Genomic DNA, 14,820 nt, shown 5'->3' on the forward strand with positions numbered 1-14,820 from the left:
TGTTTTTAAGAATTATTCGTGGTAAAATATTTTGGTTAAGAAAGAAAGTGGGAGGAAATTATGAAGTTACATACAGTTAAAGCTTATGAACCATTAGCTCTTAACTTAGCCGCTGCTAAGGATAATATCTATCGTGACTTGGCAGCTAAAAGAAAGGTGGGCAAAGCTGGTCTTTTAGATTGGTACCTTACTAGTCAAAAAATAGCCGGACGTGAGTATCATCTCTTGGTGCAACCAGAAGCTAAACTTTATATACCTTTTACGCCCCAATTAGGCGATTACTTTGAAGATATTTTAAGGTTCATTTTACAACGGTTAGCGGTTACCGGTGAACAAGTGGAAAAAATGCACGCAGGCCTTTTTAATGGGCGGGGCGTTGAAGTAATGTTAAATGCTAGTGAACCAGAATTGGCATTTATCTCTGCAAATGAAGCTAAACTAAAACGCCTTTTGCCAGGGGAGTTAGCTGAGTTTAAGAGCCGCGATGCTCAAATTGGCTATTGTGCTTTATTGGGTTACTGGTTAAGTCACTTTGCAACTGAAAAGGAAGCCCTAGGTGAGATTACGATTAACCAGGTTTTAGGAAATTACTATCCAATCAAGATGAAAAAACCTAACAAGAAGTTTTCTTACGTAACCTTAGCTGCTAAGTATAAGGACTTTACGACTTGGGAAGCTGACTTAGGTTTAAGCAGTGACCAATTTGGGTTTGAACGCGTTAAAAAAGAAATTATGGCCAACAACAAGAAGGCGATTAACCAGTTTATTGCCCTAAACGCCAGTCACCTTAAGGACTGGGGTGGTAAAAAGGTAGTCAGAAGTTACCTAGAAGGTTACCTAAATGATCAGTTGTTTTTAGGTAATCAGTTGCGGACCGTTTTGACTAACGCGGCTGATTTTCCTCTGTATGTTTATAAGCAGGGGGAATATTTCCTAAACAGCAATCAACCGGCGGTAATGATTGGAGTTGTTTCTTGCCTCTATCAAAGCGTCTTACCATTCTTTGACTTCTTGATGCAATCAGGTGGGTTAGCCAAAAAAGATAATGAACGTCTGCAAGCCTCATTTGCTGACGCCTTATACTGGCTAAAGAATCTGCTACTAGCTGATAAAGACAAGGCCAAGCGGGCTAAGGAAGTTTTTGCAAAAATCCCAGCTGCTGAAATTGAACGTTTGCCTGTTGAAATCAAGGCTTGGTATCAAGAACTAGTCAAGGCTTTAAAATAAGGGTGAAAAAAATAAGCATCAATGCGATGCTTATTTTTTATGGGCTTAGTGCAGATAACTTGCATAAAATCTAGTTAGAGTCATATACTTGAGAAGAACAGAAAGGATGGATGATTTATGCAAGTAACATTTCATGGCGAAGCTTTAGATACTAGTGGCACCCCAGTTGCAGTTGGCAGTGACTTTCCGCAATTTAAACTTACAACTAAGGCTGGTCAAACCTTGACTAAGGATGAGTTAGCGGGCAAAGTGACTTTGATTAGCGTGGTACCTGATATCAATACGCGGGTCTGCAGCCTTTCAACTAAGAAGTTCAACCAAGAGGTAGATAAATTTAAGCAAGTTGCTTTTTACACCGTTTCAACTAATACTGTGGCCCAACAAGCTGACTGGTGTGCAGCCGAAGGAGTGGCTAAGATGGAAGTTGTTTCTGATGAGGCCAAGGATTTTGGGAAGGCAACGGGACTTTATATCGAGGCCAAGGGAATTGATGCCCGTAGTGTGTGGGTTTTAGACCAGGCTGGTAAGGTTGTCTACCGTGAATTAATTACTGAGCAAACTAATGAACCAAACTATCAAGCTGTCTTAGATTTTCTAACTAAACTAGCTTAAGTATTTTATTTAAAAAGCGCTAAAGATTACGGTTTTTCAACGTAAATCTTTAGCGCTTTGTTTTTAGAACGGAGTTGGATAAAGCTTAAGCAGTAATTTTAGCAAGTGCAGCCAAGAAGTTAGCTTGGTCAGCTTGGATTAAGTCGACCCGACTAGCAATTACTTTGGTATCCATGGTGATTTCGCGACTGATTTCGGGGTTAGTTAGCTTAGGTTCAAAGAAGGATTTGAATTCGGCTAACCGTTCTGCTGTGTGCAAGACCCTAGCGGTAACTGTTAAGTAGGTTGGAAATTCCATGTCTCCTCCCACCTTGGCTTCAAGCCAGCTCCACTCGTTTCTAAGCCAGTCCCAAGCTAATTGTTCCCCGCGAGGGTTAGCCAAAACGTTGACATACCAAGCCCGTAAATCTTGGGGTTTGATAACGTCAGCGTCTTCAAAGTGACTGACTAATTTTTCGAGTTGAGATTGCTTTTTAGTCTTAGTTAAAGCGGCCAATAAGTCTTGCTTAAAGCTACTGTCACTAGTTTTTTGGTAGCTTACCAGTAAGTTGTCAAAGAGTTGGTCGCTATTAAAGTTAAGTACCTCATTTTTTAGGACTAAGGCCCGAACGGCTACTGGCAAGGCTACTAGTTTAGCTTGGTTAGCCAAAAATAGGTCATGGGCAGCAGCAATGAGCTCAGCATTTTCGGCATATAAAGCGGCGTCTAAGACTAACGGTCTTACTAATAAATCATCATTGCTGTCACTGGCCTTGGCTTCTAACCCTAAGCGCTTAAGCTGAGCTTGGCTTAGGCTTGCTACTAAGGCTTTAAGGTCCTTTTCTCCTTGACTATTAGGGTTAACGAAGAACTTGAATTTAGCGATAACTTGGGATAAGGTTTCGGTTACAATCGCTGACTTAGAATCCTTAAGCTTCAAGAGTAATGGCAACAGTTCAGCGTGTGATTTGCGGCCACTTTCAGATAGGAGGCGTAGGTCTTGAAGCAATTGAAGTTGGTCGATGGCGCTGAGGGTATCGACCTCTGTTAAGATATCAGCTAATAATTCGTCACTGTAATCGACAACCAAGTGAGAAGTGTTACCGAGATTCAAGCGTAAGGCATGGCCCGCTTTAGCCCGCAACTCTTGGTAAGAACCAAGGTTAAGCTCTTTAGTTGTCAAGAGTTGTGGGGCGTCAAAGTTGGCGTGTAAAGGTACTTGCCAAAGGCGGTTTTGGTCTTGACCTTGGCCGATAAAGAATTGCTTTTGGCTGACAATTAGGTCGCCGTCAACGACTTTTAGGTCTAAGACAGGGTAACCAGGTTGTTCAAGCCAGGACTTCATGATAGCACCGATGTTTAAACCAGAAGCTTGGCCAAGGGCATCCCATAGGTCAGCACCAACCGAGTTAGCATATTGGTGGTCGGTAAAGTAATTTTTAAGTCCAGTTCTTAAAGCTTGGTCCCCAATTAAGGCCCGCACCATTACCAACAGTCGGGAGCCCTTGGCGTAAACGATAGCCCCATCAAAGAGGGAGTCAATTTCTGCGGGGTCTTTGATTTCAACAAAGACTGATTGAACCCCGTCAGTCGCATCACGTTGTAATGCTAACGGTGCTTCTGAGGTTTGGAATGCTTCCCAAATCTTCCAGTTAGGCTCGAGGGCATCGATGGCAACGTATTCCATCATGTTGGCAAAACTTTCGTTTAACCATAAATCTTCCCACCAATTCATGGTTACTAAGTCACCAAACCATTGGTGAGCTAGTTCGTGGGCAATGACCGTTGCGACCACCCGCTTAGTAGCCAGGGGAGTATTATCAGGATCTAAGAGCAGATAAGCTTCCCGGTAGGTGACTAGTCCCCAGTTTTCCATGGCCCCGGCAGAAAAGTCTGGTAAGGCTAGCTGCCAAGAATGAGGGAGGGGATAAGGAGTTTGATAGTAATCTTCGAAGAATTCGATTGAGCGCTTAGCGATATCTAGGGCAAAATCGAGTTCCTTAGCTTGGTGAGCCTTAGTTGCGAATACGCCAATTTCTACCCCGGACTTAGTTTCCGTTTTTTTAGCCTGCAAGTCACCAAAGGCAAAGGCCACTAAGTAAGTTGACATTTTTAAGGTAGGTGCAAAGTAGTGGACACCATCTTCCACTTGAACTTCCGGCATATTGCTGAGGACCGTTTCACCGGCTTGTTCATCAAACTTAATTGCCATCTCAAAAATGGCTTTAGCAGCTGGCTCGTCAACGCTAGGAAAGGCTTGGCGGGCAGAAGTAGTTTCGAACTGAGTCCCAATTAATTGTTTTTTAACCCCATCAACTTCGTAGTAGGAAGGATAAATTCCCATCATCGTATCCGTTAAGGCGGTATCATAGCTGACCTCTAGTTCAACGGGTCCGGTAGTTGGACTAGTAAAATTAACGGTTTCACTGTCATCGCTACTAGTAAATGCGACTGCTTGGCCATTAACCTTGACGGTCTTAATGTTTAGAAATTTTTGGTGTAGGGCCAAATCAGTTTTTAAAGCGCGTCCGCTAATCTTAGTGACCCCACTAATCTTTTTGGTTTGACGATTGATGTCAAAATAGAGTTGGTAATTTTTAGGAACGAAAACGTCTAATAAGTGAGCAACTTGTCCCATAAAAACCCTCCTTTATAATTAAGATTCACCTTATATGATACGCTCTTAAGTGATAAATTGCGAATGATTTATTTTAAAATTAGAACTTGACTATATTTTCAAATCATGTTTTAATGATTACAAGTTAAGAGGAAAGGAATTAATGACTATGACTTTAACTACTTTAAGATCATCTCAATCATATTATTTTGGCTTTGCTTATTTTAGGTAGGCTCGTATCTGCTTTAGGTACGGGCAAGGAGTTCGTACCTAGGCAAGGCTATCATTAGAGATGTCCATGCTAGGTAGGTAATCTAGCATGAGTCAAAATCATTAAAACCTAGAAAACGGTAAATAAATTTTAGACAAACAGGCTAGATTATAAGAACTTCTTGTAAGCTAGCCTGTTTTTTTAGCTTGTAAAGGAGGAATTGATTATGCAAATAGAATTAAGTAATGATGAAATTAAAATTAAGAAATTACGGTTGACGCTCAGTTTATACTTGAATTATTTCGTTCATGGGTTTGGTTTGATTATTTTAGCCCAAAATATGGTGGCCTTAAGTCAAGACTGGGGAACGCCCTTAAAAGTTGTCTCCTTTGTCATTTCTGGCATTGGAATTGGGCGGTTAATAGCATACCTAATTACAGGACCCTTGGCCGACGCTTTGAGTAGAAAGTTATTTATTTACATTGGCATGTTGTCATACTTAACCTTTGCATTAGGCATGGTAATGCACCCTAACTTGATAGTAGCTTACGGCCTAGCAATTCTAGCTGGGATAGCTAACTCAGCTTTAGACGCAGGGACTTACACAACCTTAGTAGAAATGAATAACGGTAAGGGGCACGGAACGGTTTTAATCAAGGCTTTTATGTCACTGGGTGAATTCGTATTACCATTGATCATCGCAACAATTCAACAACAAGCTTGGTGGTATGGTTGGTCATTTATTGTGATGGCGGCAGTGATTATTGTTAACCTAATTTTAATTGTCCCCTTAAAATTCCCTCAACCTAACCAAGTAGCTAGTGCCCAACAGGAATTTGCCCAAGCAGAAAGTAAAACGAAGCGTAACCTTCAAACAGGTTTGCTCTTAGTTTACGGATACACTTCCATGGCATTGATGATTTGGTTTACACAGTGGATTAGTTTATACGCCAAGGAAAGCTTGAACTTAGGAATTACGCAGTCGCAATTAATGATGTCACTGTATAGTGTAGGTTCAATCACCGGGGTGTTAGTCTTGTTCTTCCTGTTGCAAAAGGTTAAACGTAAATTAAATTTGATGTTGGTTTTAAATGGCGGAGCGTTACTTGCCTTGGTAGCCCTCTTATTAACCCCTAATCTACTAGCTATTCAAGTAGCCAGCTTATTGTTTGGTTTTTGTGCTGCTGGTGGGGTAATGCAGACAGGCTTGACAGTTTTTATGGATCTATTTCCTAAGCACCGTGGATTAGTCACGGGGATTTACTACTTCTTTGGTAGTATCGCTTCCTTCACGGTGCCCTTGATTACCGGGCTGTTATCAGATCAAGGAATTGCTACTGCCTTTGGAGGTGACTTAGTAATTGCAGCAGTTGGGCTGGTAATTGTAGGTTTGCTGAGATTAACAGCACGAAAGGAAGGCTAAAATGACTGAGCTAGATATTTTACGCACGCAGATTAATCAAGTCGATAAGCAAGTAGTTAGCTTGTTAGAGGAACGGTTCAAATTAGTGCGGGCAGTTGGTGAGTATAAACGCGCCCGCCATTTAGCCATTTTAGATGAAAAACGTGAGGCGGTGGTTTTACAAAAGGTGGCTAGCTTATGTCAAGACAAAAGCTTAGTTACTAGTTTACAGGTGATTTACCAAACGCTTATGGATCAAGCGAAGGAGCAGGAGGAAAACTTATGATGGAATATGTAACCGCAGGAGAATCACACGGCCCGCAACTAACAGGAATTTTAAGTGGGTTGCCAGCCGGCCTTAAGTTAGATATTGAACAAATCAACCGTGATTTGGCCGCCCGGCAAGGGGGCTATGGTAGGGGGAACCGGCAAAAAATTGAGCACGACCAAGTAGAAATTTTAGGTGGGTTGCGCCATAACCAAACTTTGGGTTCCCCATTGGCTTTGGCTATTAAGAACCGAGATCACTCTCACTGGAGTGAAATAATGAATCCAACTAGTCCGGCCGATGAGAAAAATACCCTCCGGCGGGTGGAAAAACCACGGCCGGGCCATGCCGACTTGGTTGGCGGAATGAAATACGGTCACCGGGATTTGCGCAACGTGTTAGAGCGTTCATCCGCCCGGGAAACGGCAATGAAGGTGGCTATCGGTAGTGTATGCCAACAATTATTGGGTCAATTAGGGATAGAGTTAGTAGGTTATGTCAAAGTAATTGGGGGGCATGATTTAGGAACAGCCCGAGCAGTAGACGTAGCTACGATAAAAAAACAAATCGAGGCTAATGACTTACGCATTTTAGCCCAAGAGCAAGTAGACTCGATTCATAACTTGATTGATGAAACCAGGCGGGCGGGTGATACCTTAGGGGGCGTTATTCAGGTTGTAGTAGAAAATGTTCCGGTAGGACTTGGTAGTTATACCAGTTGGGATAATAAGCTGGATGCTAAGTTAGCCCAAGCGGTAATGGGGATTAATGCTATCAAGGGTGTCAGCTTTGGGGATGGCTTTGACTTAGGTTATCAAAAGGGCAGTCAAGTTATGGATCAAATTACCTGGGATGAACAGCAAGGCTGGAGTCGCCTAAGTAATCACTTAGGTGGGTTTGAAGGGGGAATGACTAACGGGATGCCACTGGTTATAAATGCCGTTATGAAACCTATTCCTACCTTATACAAGGCCTTACAAACAGCTGATATTAATAGCAAGGAGTTAGTAAAGGCTAACGTTGAGCGTTCTGACACCACTGCGATTGTGCCTGCTTCGATTGTGGTTGAAAAAACGGTGGCAATCGAACTAGCACGGGTAATTTTGGCAACCTTTGAGGGGGCTAATCTATCTAGGTTGCAAAAAGCAGTGGCCGCTTACCGCCAGGAATTAGGTGCTTACTAATGGTGGAGGTAATCAATACTTTAGGGCCAAAGCAAACGGATAGTTACCGGGCAGGGCAGCACTATTTGAACCAAAAAAAGATTACGGGCCGGTTACAGCTTCATAGCAGTTACGAAGAGTTGTTAGGTAATTTAAAGCGGTTAGGTGGGCAACTTTTACTAATTCCCACAGCTTTTCAAGCAGCAACTGGTTCATTTTCCTGGGGAGATATTCATTATCGCTTCTTAGAAAAGTTAGACCTGTTGGATAGTTTTGTGTATGAGTTAGAGCCGGTGGTGTTGGTTAGGAAAATAGCAACGACTAGTAAGCGGGTCTATACTCACCGCGCGACTAAAGAACTGTTGCATGCATTACCGCTAGGAAAATTAGAAGTGGTGTATACCCCCTCTAAATACGAGGCGTATCAACGTTATTTAGTGGATGGTCGCTACGCTTTGACAAACAAGTACAACCTTATCTTAGGTCAAGGTGAGGTTGTCGAACAAGAATATCATGTCAAGATGATTTGGGCACTTTATCGAATAAAGGGTGAATGAGAATGGAAGTAACGTTACAACAAGCTAATAAAGGATTGCGGGGCAGTTTAGAAGTTCCAGGGGATAAGAGCATTTCACACCGGGCCATTATGTTAGGAGCATTGGCCCAGGGAGTAACGACAGTTAAAAATTTTAGTGATGGTCAGGACTGCTTGACTACGTTAGCAGCATTTAAAAAATTAGGAGTAGAGATTGATTTTGATACCCAGGCCAAAAAAGTAGTCATCAATGGGAGGGGCTTTCATGGTCTGAGGGCGGCTAAGGAAGCTTTAGATATGGGCAATTCTGGCACGACCACCCGGTTATTGATGGGAATTTTAGCTGCTAGTAGCTTTGAGACGAGTTTAGTGGGCGATCCGTCTTTAAGTAAGCGACCAATGGCACGGGTGACCGAACCGCTAGCTAAGATGGGGGCCAGCATAAAAATTAGTTCGCAGCAAACACTGCCAGCCTTAATAGAACCTAGCAGCTTAAAAGGAACGACGATTCGATTGGAAGTTGCATCCGCGCAGGTTAAAAGTGCCTTGATTTTGGCCGCCTTACAGGCAAAAGGCGAGTCTACAATTATTGAAAAACTACCAACGCGTAACCATACGGAGTTGATGTTAAAACAATTCGGGGCTAACATTGAAATCTTGGCTGATGGACTGACTATCAAAGTTCAACCGACTAAGGAATTACGTGGCCAAGAGCTAGTGGTGCCGGGGGATATTTCTTCAGCGGCCTTCTTTATGGTGGCAGCAGCGTTAACACCTAATTCTAAGGTAAAGTTAGTCAACGTCAGTCTAAATCCTACTAGAACGGGAATCTTGCGGGTGTTAGAGAAAATGAATGCTAACATGACGATTCAAGCCCGGCAAAGTGTTGGTGAACCCTTAGGGGACATTATTGTTGAAAGTAGTAAGTTAACGGCCATCAAAATTGGGCCCAAAGACGTTCCGGCCTTAATTGACGAACTACCGTTAGTGGCTTTATTAGCGGCGCATGCTGATGGAATTAGTGAGATTAGGGGGGCCGCGGAGCTACGTTTTAAAGAAACGGACAGAATTAAGACCGTTTGTCAGGAGCTAGGTAAGCTAGGGGTTAATGTTAAAGAATTGCAGGATGGGATGGTAATTGAAGGCCAGCCACAATTAAGGGTCACTGCTGATATTAGTTGGGATAGCCACGGAGATCACCGGCTGGGGATGCTGGGAGCGGTGGCAGCTTTAAGAAATCCGGGGCAGTTTAGACTGAAAAATTCACAAGCACTTGGGATTTCTTACCCGAGTTTTCTAACTGACTTAGCGAGTTTGATAGTGGGGTGACTTGATGATTAAGGTAGCAATTAAAGGTCTAGGGTTAATCGGTACTTCTTTGGCCTTAGCATTAAAAAAACAGACTGAGGAAGTAAAGATATATGGCTTAGACAAGCAGCAAACTAGTTTAGATTTTGCCTTAAGTCACGGAATCATTGATGAATGTTTAACAAGCTTAGCTGATTTAAGCGAGATTGATTACTTGCTGTTAGCCGGACCGGTATCGGTGATTATCGAAGATATACATAGCTTAAGGAATGCTAAGGTTAAAGCTGGGTTAGTGGTGTTAGACGTTGGTAGTAGTAAACAAAGTATTATGCAAGCTGCCACTACTTTACCACCCACCATTACTTTTATAGGCGGTCATCCTATGGCTGGTTCCCATAAAAGTGGGGTTCGTGCTGGGAGAAGTGACCTATTTGAGAACGCCTTTTTCTTTTTGCTCCCAACAAATGAGCAAAGCCAAGCCAAATTGGCATCGGTAAAAAGTTTACTGGCACCGACTAAGGCCAAGTGGCTTGAAATTACCCCCCAACGGCATGATTTGATTGTCGGTCAGATTAGTCACCTGCCTCATATTATTGCGGCTGGCTTGGTTAACCAAACCAATGAGCAATTTAAGCATGAACCGCTTGGCTTGCAGGTAGCGGCAGGAGGCTTTAAGTCACTTACGAGAATCGCGGCTGCTGACCCCACGATGTGGACGGCCATTTGTTTAAATAATCAGGCTGTGATTTTAAAAGAGCTGGCAGCTTATCAAGAAACGTTAGCGCAAATCAAGCAACAGTTAGTGCTTCGTGATGGCAAAGCAATCCAGAACTTTTTCGCACAAGCTCAGCAAGTACGGCGGAATTTAGAGCATAACTCTGAAAAGGGCAGTCACCCATATTACGATTTATTTTTAAATATCCCTGATCGTCCGGGTGAGATTGCTAAAATTACGCAAAGATTAGCGCAAGCAAATTTAAACCTAGTTAATATCCAAATCCTAGAAGTACGAGAAGAGGTTAACGGGGTGTTACACCTAACGTTTGGGCAGGCTGCCAGTTTAGAAACTGCGCGCAACTTATTAGCCGGTGAGTATGAACTAGTTGAACGGGAGTGATTGTAATGGAAATCGTGTTAATTGGTTTTATGGGAAGTGGCAAGACTACGATTAGTCAGCTCCTAGGAAAAATTTTAGCTAAACCAGTGGTCGATTTAGATCAAGCGATTGTTAAGCAAGCAGGTAGTGAAATTACGGAGATTTTTAACCGCCATGGTGAACAGTATTTTCGGCAGCTAGAACATGACTCGCTAAAAAGAATTATTACTGAAAGTGGGATTTTAGCAACTGGTGGTGGCACCCCACTTCGAGCGGATAATGCAGAAATTTTAGCGACTTCTGGAGCAAAAGTTATTTTGCTGGAAGCCAGTGGTGAGACGATTTTAGAACGGTTAAAAACAGATTGCTCACGCCCACTAGCTAAACAAATGGCTAAACAGCAGCTACTAGCCTTAAAGCAAGCCCGGCAAAGTCACTATCAGCAGTGTGCGGATTTGACGATTCAAACGGATAAGTTGACCCCTAAGGAAGTGGTAGCCAAAATTTTAGCTAGTTTAGAGACTGTCGTTTAGCCGGTTAATCTGCTAAGATAGTTAGTAAGTGAGGTGGTAAAAGTGGCTGAATTTAGGGTGAACCAGCGTTTGTTTGGAGTTGCCTTAGGAATTGTTCTTGTAGCTAGCCAGCTATTTACTTGCTCTGTCTTAGCGGTAGGGGTAGCTTTAATTTTTAGTCCATTGTTAGTAGGAGCAGTTAATTTTAGGCAAAAGCGGCAGGTCAATTACATCAGCTGGCTAATAACAATGCTAGCTTTAGGGATAATCGGCCTGCCTTTTTTAGGGCTTAGTACTTATTTTGACTTAACAACCCATTTACGCTTAGGTTGGCACTGGCTGGATTTTTTCACCAATAATCGGCGCTTGATGGTACCGGTGTTGGGACTAGGTTGTGGCCTACTCACCTTGGCCAGTTTGATTTGGGTAAAGCGGTTAGGCGAATTTAGCCCCCAAACCTTAGCCAAACGCTACTTAACGGGCGCCTTGTTAGTGGTTAGTGGCCAATTAATTCTGTCTTTTCTATTAATAAAATTAGGTCAAGTTGAAGATAGTCTAGCTTACCTAACCTTATTAGCGAGTGCTGCTTGGGTTTTGCATCTAGGGCTGGTCTATCTTTTTTATAGTTTCTTATTGACGGGTCACCTAGTTAGGTTAAGGCTGGGTAAATTAGGACTCTTAGGGATAGTCTGCGCGCTAAGCTTAGTTGGTTGGCAAACAAGGACTTATCTAAGTCAACCGTTAGCAAGGGGAGTTAAGGTGATTGCGCACCGGGGCGTGAATCAAGATAATGCCTTAGGTAACTCCACCTTGGCCTTGCAAAAAACTAAGCGGGAAGTAAAACCTAATCTAGTAGAAATGGACGTCCAAGCCACTAAGGACCGCAAGTTTATTGTTAGTCATGATGAGGATTTGAAACAATTAACTGGTAAAGCACTGGTGGTTGACCAAAGTAATTTAAAACAGTTAACGGGCCTCCGGGAACGCCAGGCAGGTAAGCAAGCCAAGCTGGTTAGTTTTACCACTTACTTAAGCGAAGCCAAGCGCTTGGACCAACCACTGTTAGTCGAACTAAAGGTCCCAAATAAAAATTACCGGCAAACTAACAGTGGCCAAGAATTTGGGCAAACCTTTGCTAATGAGCTGGCAGCTAGAGATCAAGTGCATAGCATGAGTTTGCGGGCTTTGTGGCAGTTAAAAGCGGTAAGTCCTAGGACTTCGGTGGGCTACGTTTTACCGATTAACATGTGGGGCTTGGTTTTGGGTCCCCTTGATTTTTATTCCGTCGAGCAAAACACCTTAACCCGGGGCTTGGTTTGGCAACTCCATCACAGGCACCAGCAGGTTTACGTGTGGACGGTTAACCGGCCAGCTGACATTAGGCGGGTGCTGGCTAAAGGAGTAGACGGAGTTATTAGCGACGATTCAAGCCAAGTAAAAAGAGAAATAAAGCGCTTGCGAAATGATAAGAAAAGTTTAAGATTAGCAAAATTTAGGGTGATTTTGAATGAATTTGGCTACGGTTTGCGTATATAGATAATGAGGTGATAATTATGCTGAAATGTCCGTGGGCTTACCTAAGTCCAGAAATGGAGGCTTACCATGATAAAGAATGGGGCAAGCCTTTATATGATGAACGTGCTTTATTTGAACTCTTATGTCTAGAACAACTGCAAGCTGGGTTAAGTTGGCAAACCGTCCTAAAAAAACGACCAGCCTTTAGGGAAGCCTTGGCTAATTTTGAGGTTGCCAAGCTGGCTAACTTTGACGAGCCGGACTTAGCCCAACTACTCGCCAATCCGGCCCTGATTAGAAATAGGCGTAAACTAGAAGCAATTTTAGCCAACGCCCGCTTGATTTATGATCAGCAACTATCGTTAGCCAAGCTATGTTGGGCTTACGTGGATGAAAAACCACTTATCAATCACTGGCAGTCAAGCGAGCAAGTGCCTGCTCAAACGGATTTGGCCAGCCAAATGGCTAAGGATTTAAAGCAGGTGGGCTTTAAGTTCGTGGGGCCGACTACGATTTATTCGTTTATGCAGGCTAGTGGAATGGTTAATGACCATTTAGAGTCGTGTCCCTGTAAGGAAGCCTAGTAACTAGTGGTGATTTGAAAATAATTGAGTGGGAAATCTAAATTGTGCTACTGATCCAGTGTCTACTTATTGACAATCTACCTATATTGTAGTATAAAATAGGTAGATCAAACCCCCCACGAAAAGGTGGGGCTTTTTTTTTAGGAGAATATTCGTATGAATATATGGCAGTTATCTTATGAGCAACAATTAGCTTTGCTTAAGTTACGAGGAATAGCTGAGATAAACTTAAATTATGTGGAATTATCAAAGTTAAGATTAAATAAAACACGGTATTTATCGTATCAAAGACAATTACGGTCCATTGAGAGTATAGGATATTATGTGATTAAGGAATATGCAAATCCATTTTATAATGGTAAAAGATATAACGGCATTAAGTTTGATGATATTGTCAATAGATATTTTTATGATAAACATCTAAAACAACATGTACTACAAGCGATAGAAACAATAGAAGTTGCTCTGAATGCTAAAATAGCGCATATTTTGGGAAATAGATGTGGGGCGTTTGGTTATTTAGATTTTAATAATTGGTGTCAGCTTAGTGGAATAAATGGATATTTAGGAAAAAATAAAAAGGTTAACAAATATCTGCTTCAAGATGAGGAGCTTAGATTTAAAAAGAAACTAGCAAACGCAGTAAGAAAGTCTAGTAATCCTGACATTATTGATTTTATTGGTACAACTCAAAATATATACCCTTCTGTATGGCTGATGGTAGGCATGCTAGATTTTGGTGGCTCTGTAAGAATTTTAAAGTTAATGGATGAAGAACTGAGGAAAGAAGTGGCTAAATATTTTAAGTTAAGTGAATATGATTTAATAAAATGGCTAGAAACTATTAACTTAATTAGGAATATTTGTTGTCACAATAGAAATTTTATAGATTTTTCTCTTAGAACTAAACCACCACTTAATGAAAAAATAAAACCATTTTTATATAGTCACTCAGAGAGAAAGAAAATCGTATACACTAATAAGGTTGCATTACCTATTTTGATGATTGTCTATTTAGTAAAGGCAATCAATCCTAGATATGACATAGGTAAATTAATGAAGAGTGTTCGGAAATTTGCTACTAGTGATAGCGAGGCACAAAAAATAGGTTTTGAAAATAAAAAGAGTATAGGGATAAAAAGGATTAATTTAAGTATCTAAATAAGATGAAACTTATAATTTTGCGTAAAAAAAGACCTCTGAGTTCTAGCTCAGAGGTCCTTTTTGATACCATCTCAATTAAATAATATTTAGTTCTTCTTTTGTTGGGCCTTACGTTGGGCTTTGCTTAGCGCTGGTTTATTTTCAAGATCAGTTCTAACAACAAGTACATCGCAATCGGCTACCCGGGTTACGTATTCGGTTACGGAACCGATTAAGAGCCGTTCGACGGCATTTAAACCAGTGGCCCCAATCATAATCAAGTCGATGTCTTTTTCCTTAGGTAAATCTTTGGCAATTACTACCTTAGGAGCACCGTATTCGACAGCGTAATCAATATTGGTTAAGCCGTCTTTTTTAGCATCTTCAACGTAACCAGCCATTGTTTTTTTAGCTGTATCAGTAACTTGTTCAACCATGGCAGTGTCGAAGCTAGAGATATTTTGGAAAGCACGGGTATCAACGACGTGAACAAGGTGGATGGCAGTGTCATTACCATTCCGTTTAGCAACATCGATTGCCTTCTTGAAGGCCAATTCAGCTTCGTAAGAACCATCAACGGGAACTAAAATGTTTTTATATCTTTGTAACATAAGACTCACCCTTTCTGTCTTCCTCACTTATATTTTA

The 14,820-nt window shown here is 41.9% G+C and carries 14 protein-coding genes; 12 read left to right on the forward strand and 2 right to left on the reverse strand.

Annotation, left to right across the window (positions count from 1 at the left end; all coding sequences use genetic code 11):
* Nucleotides 1–60: 60 nt before the first annotated feature.
* Nucleotides 61–1,227, forward strand: coding sequence for a hypothetical protein (locus N4597_RS04155; RefSeq protein ID WP_167589302.1), 1,167 nt, complete (start codon nt 61–63; stop codon nt 1,225–1,227).
* Between the two features lie 117 nt (nt 1,228–1,344).
* A complete protein-coding gene (tpx, locus tag N4597_RS04160; protein ID WP_050612030.1) occupies nt 1,345–1,839 on the forward strand; it encodes a thiol peroxidase in 495 nt (164 codons plus the stop codon).
* A gap of 85 nt (nt 1,840–1,924) precedes the next feature.
* On the opposite strand, the gene N4597_RS04165 is transcribed toward tpx, so the two are convergent.
* Entirely contained in the window at nt 1,925–4,456 is a 2,532-nt protein-coding gene (locus N4597_RS04165; protein WP_260904787.1) for a M1 family metallopeptidase, read from the reverse strand.
* A 416-nt stretch (nt 4,457–4,872) separates the two neighbouring features.
* Between N4597_RS04165 and N4597_RS04170 the strand changes: the two genes are divergently transcribed.
* The 10 genes from N4597_RS04170 (at nt 4,873) to N4597_RS04215 (ending at nt 14,190) form a co-directional block, all read left to right on the forward strand.
* Entirely contained in the window at nt 4,873–6,069 is a 1,197-nt protein-coding gene (locus N4597_RS04170) for an MFS transporter (RefSeq protein WP_260904789.1), read from the forward strand.
* Between the two features lies 1 nt (nt 6,070).
* Nucleotides 6,071–6,334, forward strand: a complete 264-nt coding sequence (locus N4597_RS04175; RefSeq protein WP_260904792.1) for a chorismate mutase — start codon at nt 6,071–6,073, stop codon at nt 6,332–6,334.
* Nucleotides 6,331–7,500 (forward strand): chorismate synthase, encoded by a 1,170-nt coding sequence (gene aroC / locus N4597_RS04180; protein ID WP_260904794.1) that lies wholly within the window; start codon nt 6,331–6,333, stop codon nt 7,498–7,500. The genes N4597_RS04175 and aroC overlap by 4 nt, the downstream gene beginning before the upstream one ends.
* The gene (locus tag N4597_RS04185) at nt 7,500–8,036 is read left to right on the forward strand and encodes a hypothetical protein (RefSeq protein ID WP_172586163.1); all 537 of its coding nucleotides are present in this window, start codon (nt 7,500–7,502) and stop codon (nt 8,034–8,036) included. The genes aroC and N4597_RS04185 overlap by 1 nt, the downstream gene beginning before the upstream one ends.
* Before the next feature lie 2 nt (nt 8,037–8,038).
* Nucleotides 8,039–9,343 carry a 3-phosphoshikimate 1-carboxyvinyltransferase gene (gene aroA / locus N4597_RS04190; protein WP_260904798.1) on the forward strand — a complete coding sequence of 435 codons (1,305 nt, stop codon included), beginning with the start codon at nt 8,039–8,041 and terminating at the stop codon, nt 9,341–9,343.
* A gap of 4 nt (nt 9,344–9,347) precedes the next feature.
* Nucleotides 9,348–10,439 (forward strand): prephenate dehydrogenase, encoded by a 1,092-nt coding sequence (locus tag N4597_RS04195; RefSeq protein ID WP_260904800.1) that lies wholly within the window; start codon nt 9,348–9,350, stop codon nt 10,437–10,439.
* Between the two features lie 5 nt (nt 10,440–10,444).
* Complete coding sequence (locus N4597_RS04200) at nt 10,445–10,951, forward strand: shikimate kinase (RefSeq protein WP_089144359.1); 507 nt, start codon at nt 10,445–10,447, stop codon at nt 10,949–10,951.
* Nucleotides 10,952–10,993: 42 nt separating this feature from the next.
* A complete protein-coding gene (locus tag N4597_RS04205) occupies nt 10,994–12,466 on the forward strand; it encodes a glycerophosphodiester phosphodiesterase family protein (protein WP_260904802.1) in 1,473 nt (490 codons plus the stop codon).
* 17 nt (nt 12,467–12,483) lie between these two features.
* Complete coding sequence (locus tag N4597_RS04210) at nt 12,484–13,029, forward strand: DNA-3-methyladenine glycosylase I (RefSeq protein WP_225439471.1); 546 nt, start codon at nt 12,484–12,486, stop codon at nt 13,027–13,029.
* A gap of 156 nt (nt 13,030–13,185) precedes the next feature.
* Entirely contained in the window at nt 13,186–14,190 is a 1,005-nt protein-coding gene (locus tag N4597_RS04215) for an Abi family protein (RefSeq protein ID WP_260904805.1), read from the forward strand.
* Nucleotides 14,191–14,279: 89 nt separating this feature from the next.
* Here N4597_RS04215 and N4597_RS04220 read toward each other — a convergent pair whose 3' ends face one another.
* Entirely contained in the window at nt 14,280–14,783 is a 504-nt protein-coding gene (locus N4597_RS04220) for a universal stress protein (RefSeq protein ID WP_170091558.1), read from the reverse strand.
* Nucleotides 14,784–14,820: the final 37 nt, after the last annotated feature.

Source organism: Ligilactobacillus agilis, assembly GCF_025311475.1.
Lineage (GTDB): Bacteria > Bacillota > Bacilli > Lactobacillales > Lactobacillaceae > Ligilactobacillus > Ligilactobacillus agilis.

What these genes read in the sequence shown, in the direction of transcription:
- N4597_RS04155 (WP_167589302.1), top strand. Translation starts at nt 61, where the DNA reads ATGAAGTTACATACAGTTAAAGCTTATGAACCATTAGCTCTTAACTTA.
- tpx (WP_050612030.1), top strand. Translation starts at nt 1,345, where the DNA reads ATGCAAGTAACATTTCATGGCGAAGCTTTAGATACTAGTGGCACCCCA.
- N4597_RS04165 (WP_260904787.1), bottom strand. Translation starts at nt 4,456, where the DNA reads ATGGGACAAGTTGCTCACTTATTAGACGTTTTCGTTCCTAAAAATTAC.
- N4597_RS04170 (WP_260904789.1), top strand. Translation starts at nt 4,873, where the DNA reads ATGCAAATAGAATTAAGTAATGATGAAATTAAAATTAAGAAATTACGG.
- N4597_RS04175 (WP_260904792.1), top strand. Translation starts at nt 6,071, where the DNA reads ATGACTGAGCTAGATATTTTACGCACGCAGATTAATCAAGTCGATAAG.
- aroC (WP_260904794.1), top strand. Translation starts at nt 6,331, where the DNA reads ATGATGGAATATGTAACCGCAGGAGAATCACACGGCCCGCAACTAACA.
- N4597_RS04185 (WP_172586163.1), top strand. Translation starts at nt 7,500, where the DNA reads ATGGTGGAGGTAATCAATACTTTAGGGCCAAAGCAAACGGATAGTTAC.
- aroA (WP_260904798.1), top strand. Translation starts at nt 8,039, where the DNA reads ATGGAAGTAACGTTACAACAAGCTAATAAAGGATTGCGGGGCAGTTTA.
- N4597_RS04195 (WP_260904800.1), top strand. Translation starts at nt 9,348, where the DNA reads ATGATTAAGGTAGCAATTAAAGGTCTAGGGTTAATCGGTACTTCTTTG.
- N4597_RS04200 (WP_089144359.1), top strand. Translation starts at nt 10,445, where the DNA reads ATGGAAATCGTGTTAATTGGTTTTATGGGAAGTGGCAAGACTACGATT.
- N4597_RS04210 (WP_225439471.1), top strand. Translation starts at nt 12,484, where the DNA reads ATGCTGAAATGTCCGTGGGCTTACCTAAGTCCAGAAATGGAGGCTTAC.
- N4597_RS04215 (WP_260904805.1), top strand. Translation starts at nt 13,186, where the DNA reads ATGAATATATGGCAGTTATCTTATGAGCAACAATTAGCTTTGCTTAAG.
- N4597_RS04220 (WP_170091558.1), bottom strand. Translation starts at nt 14,783, where the DNA reads ATGTTACAAAGATATAAAAACATTTTAGTTCCCGTTGATGGTTCTTAC.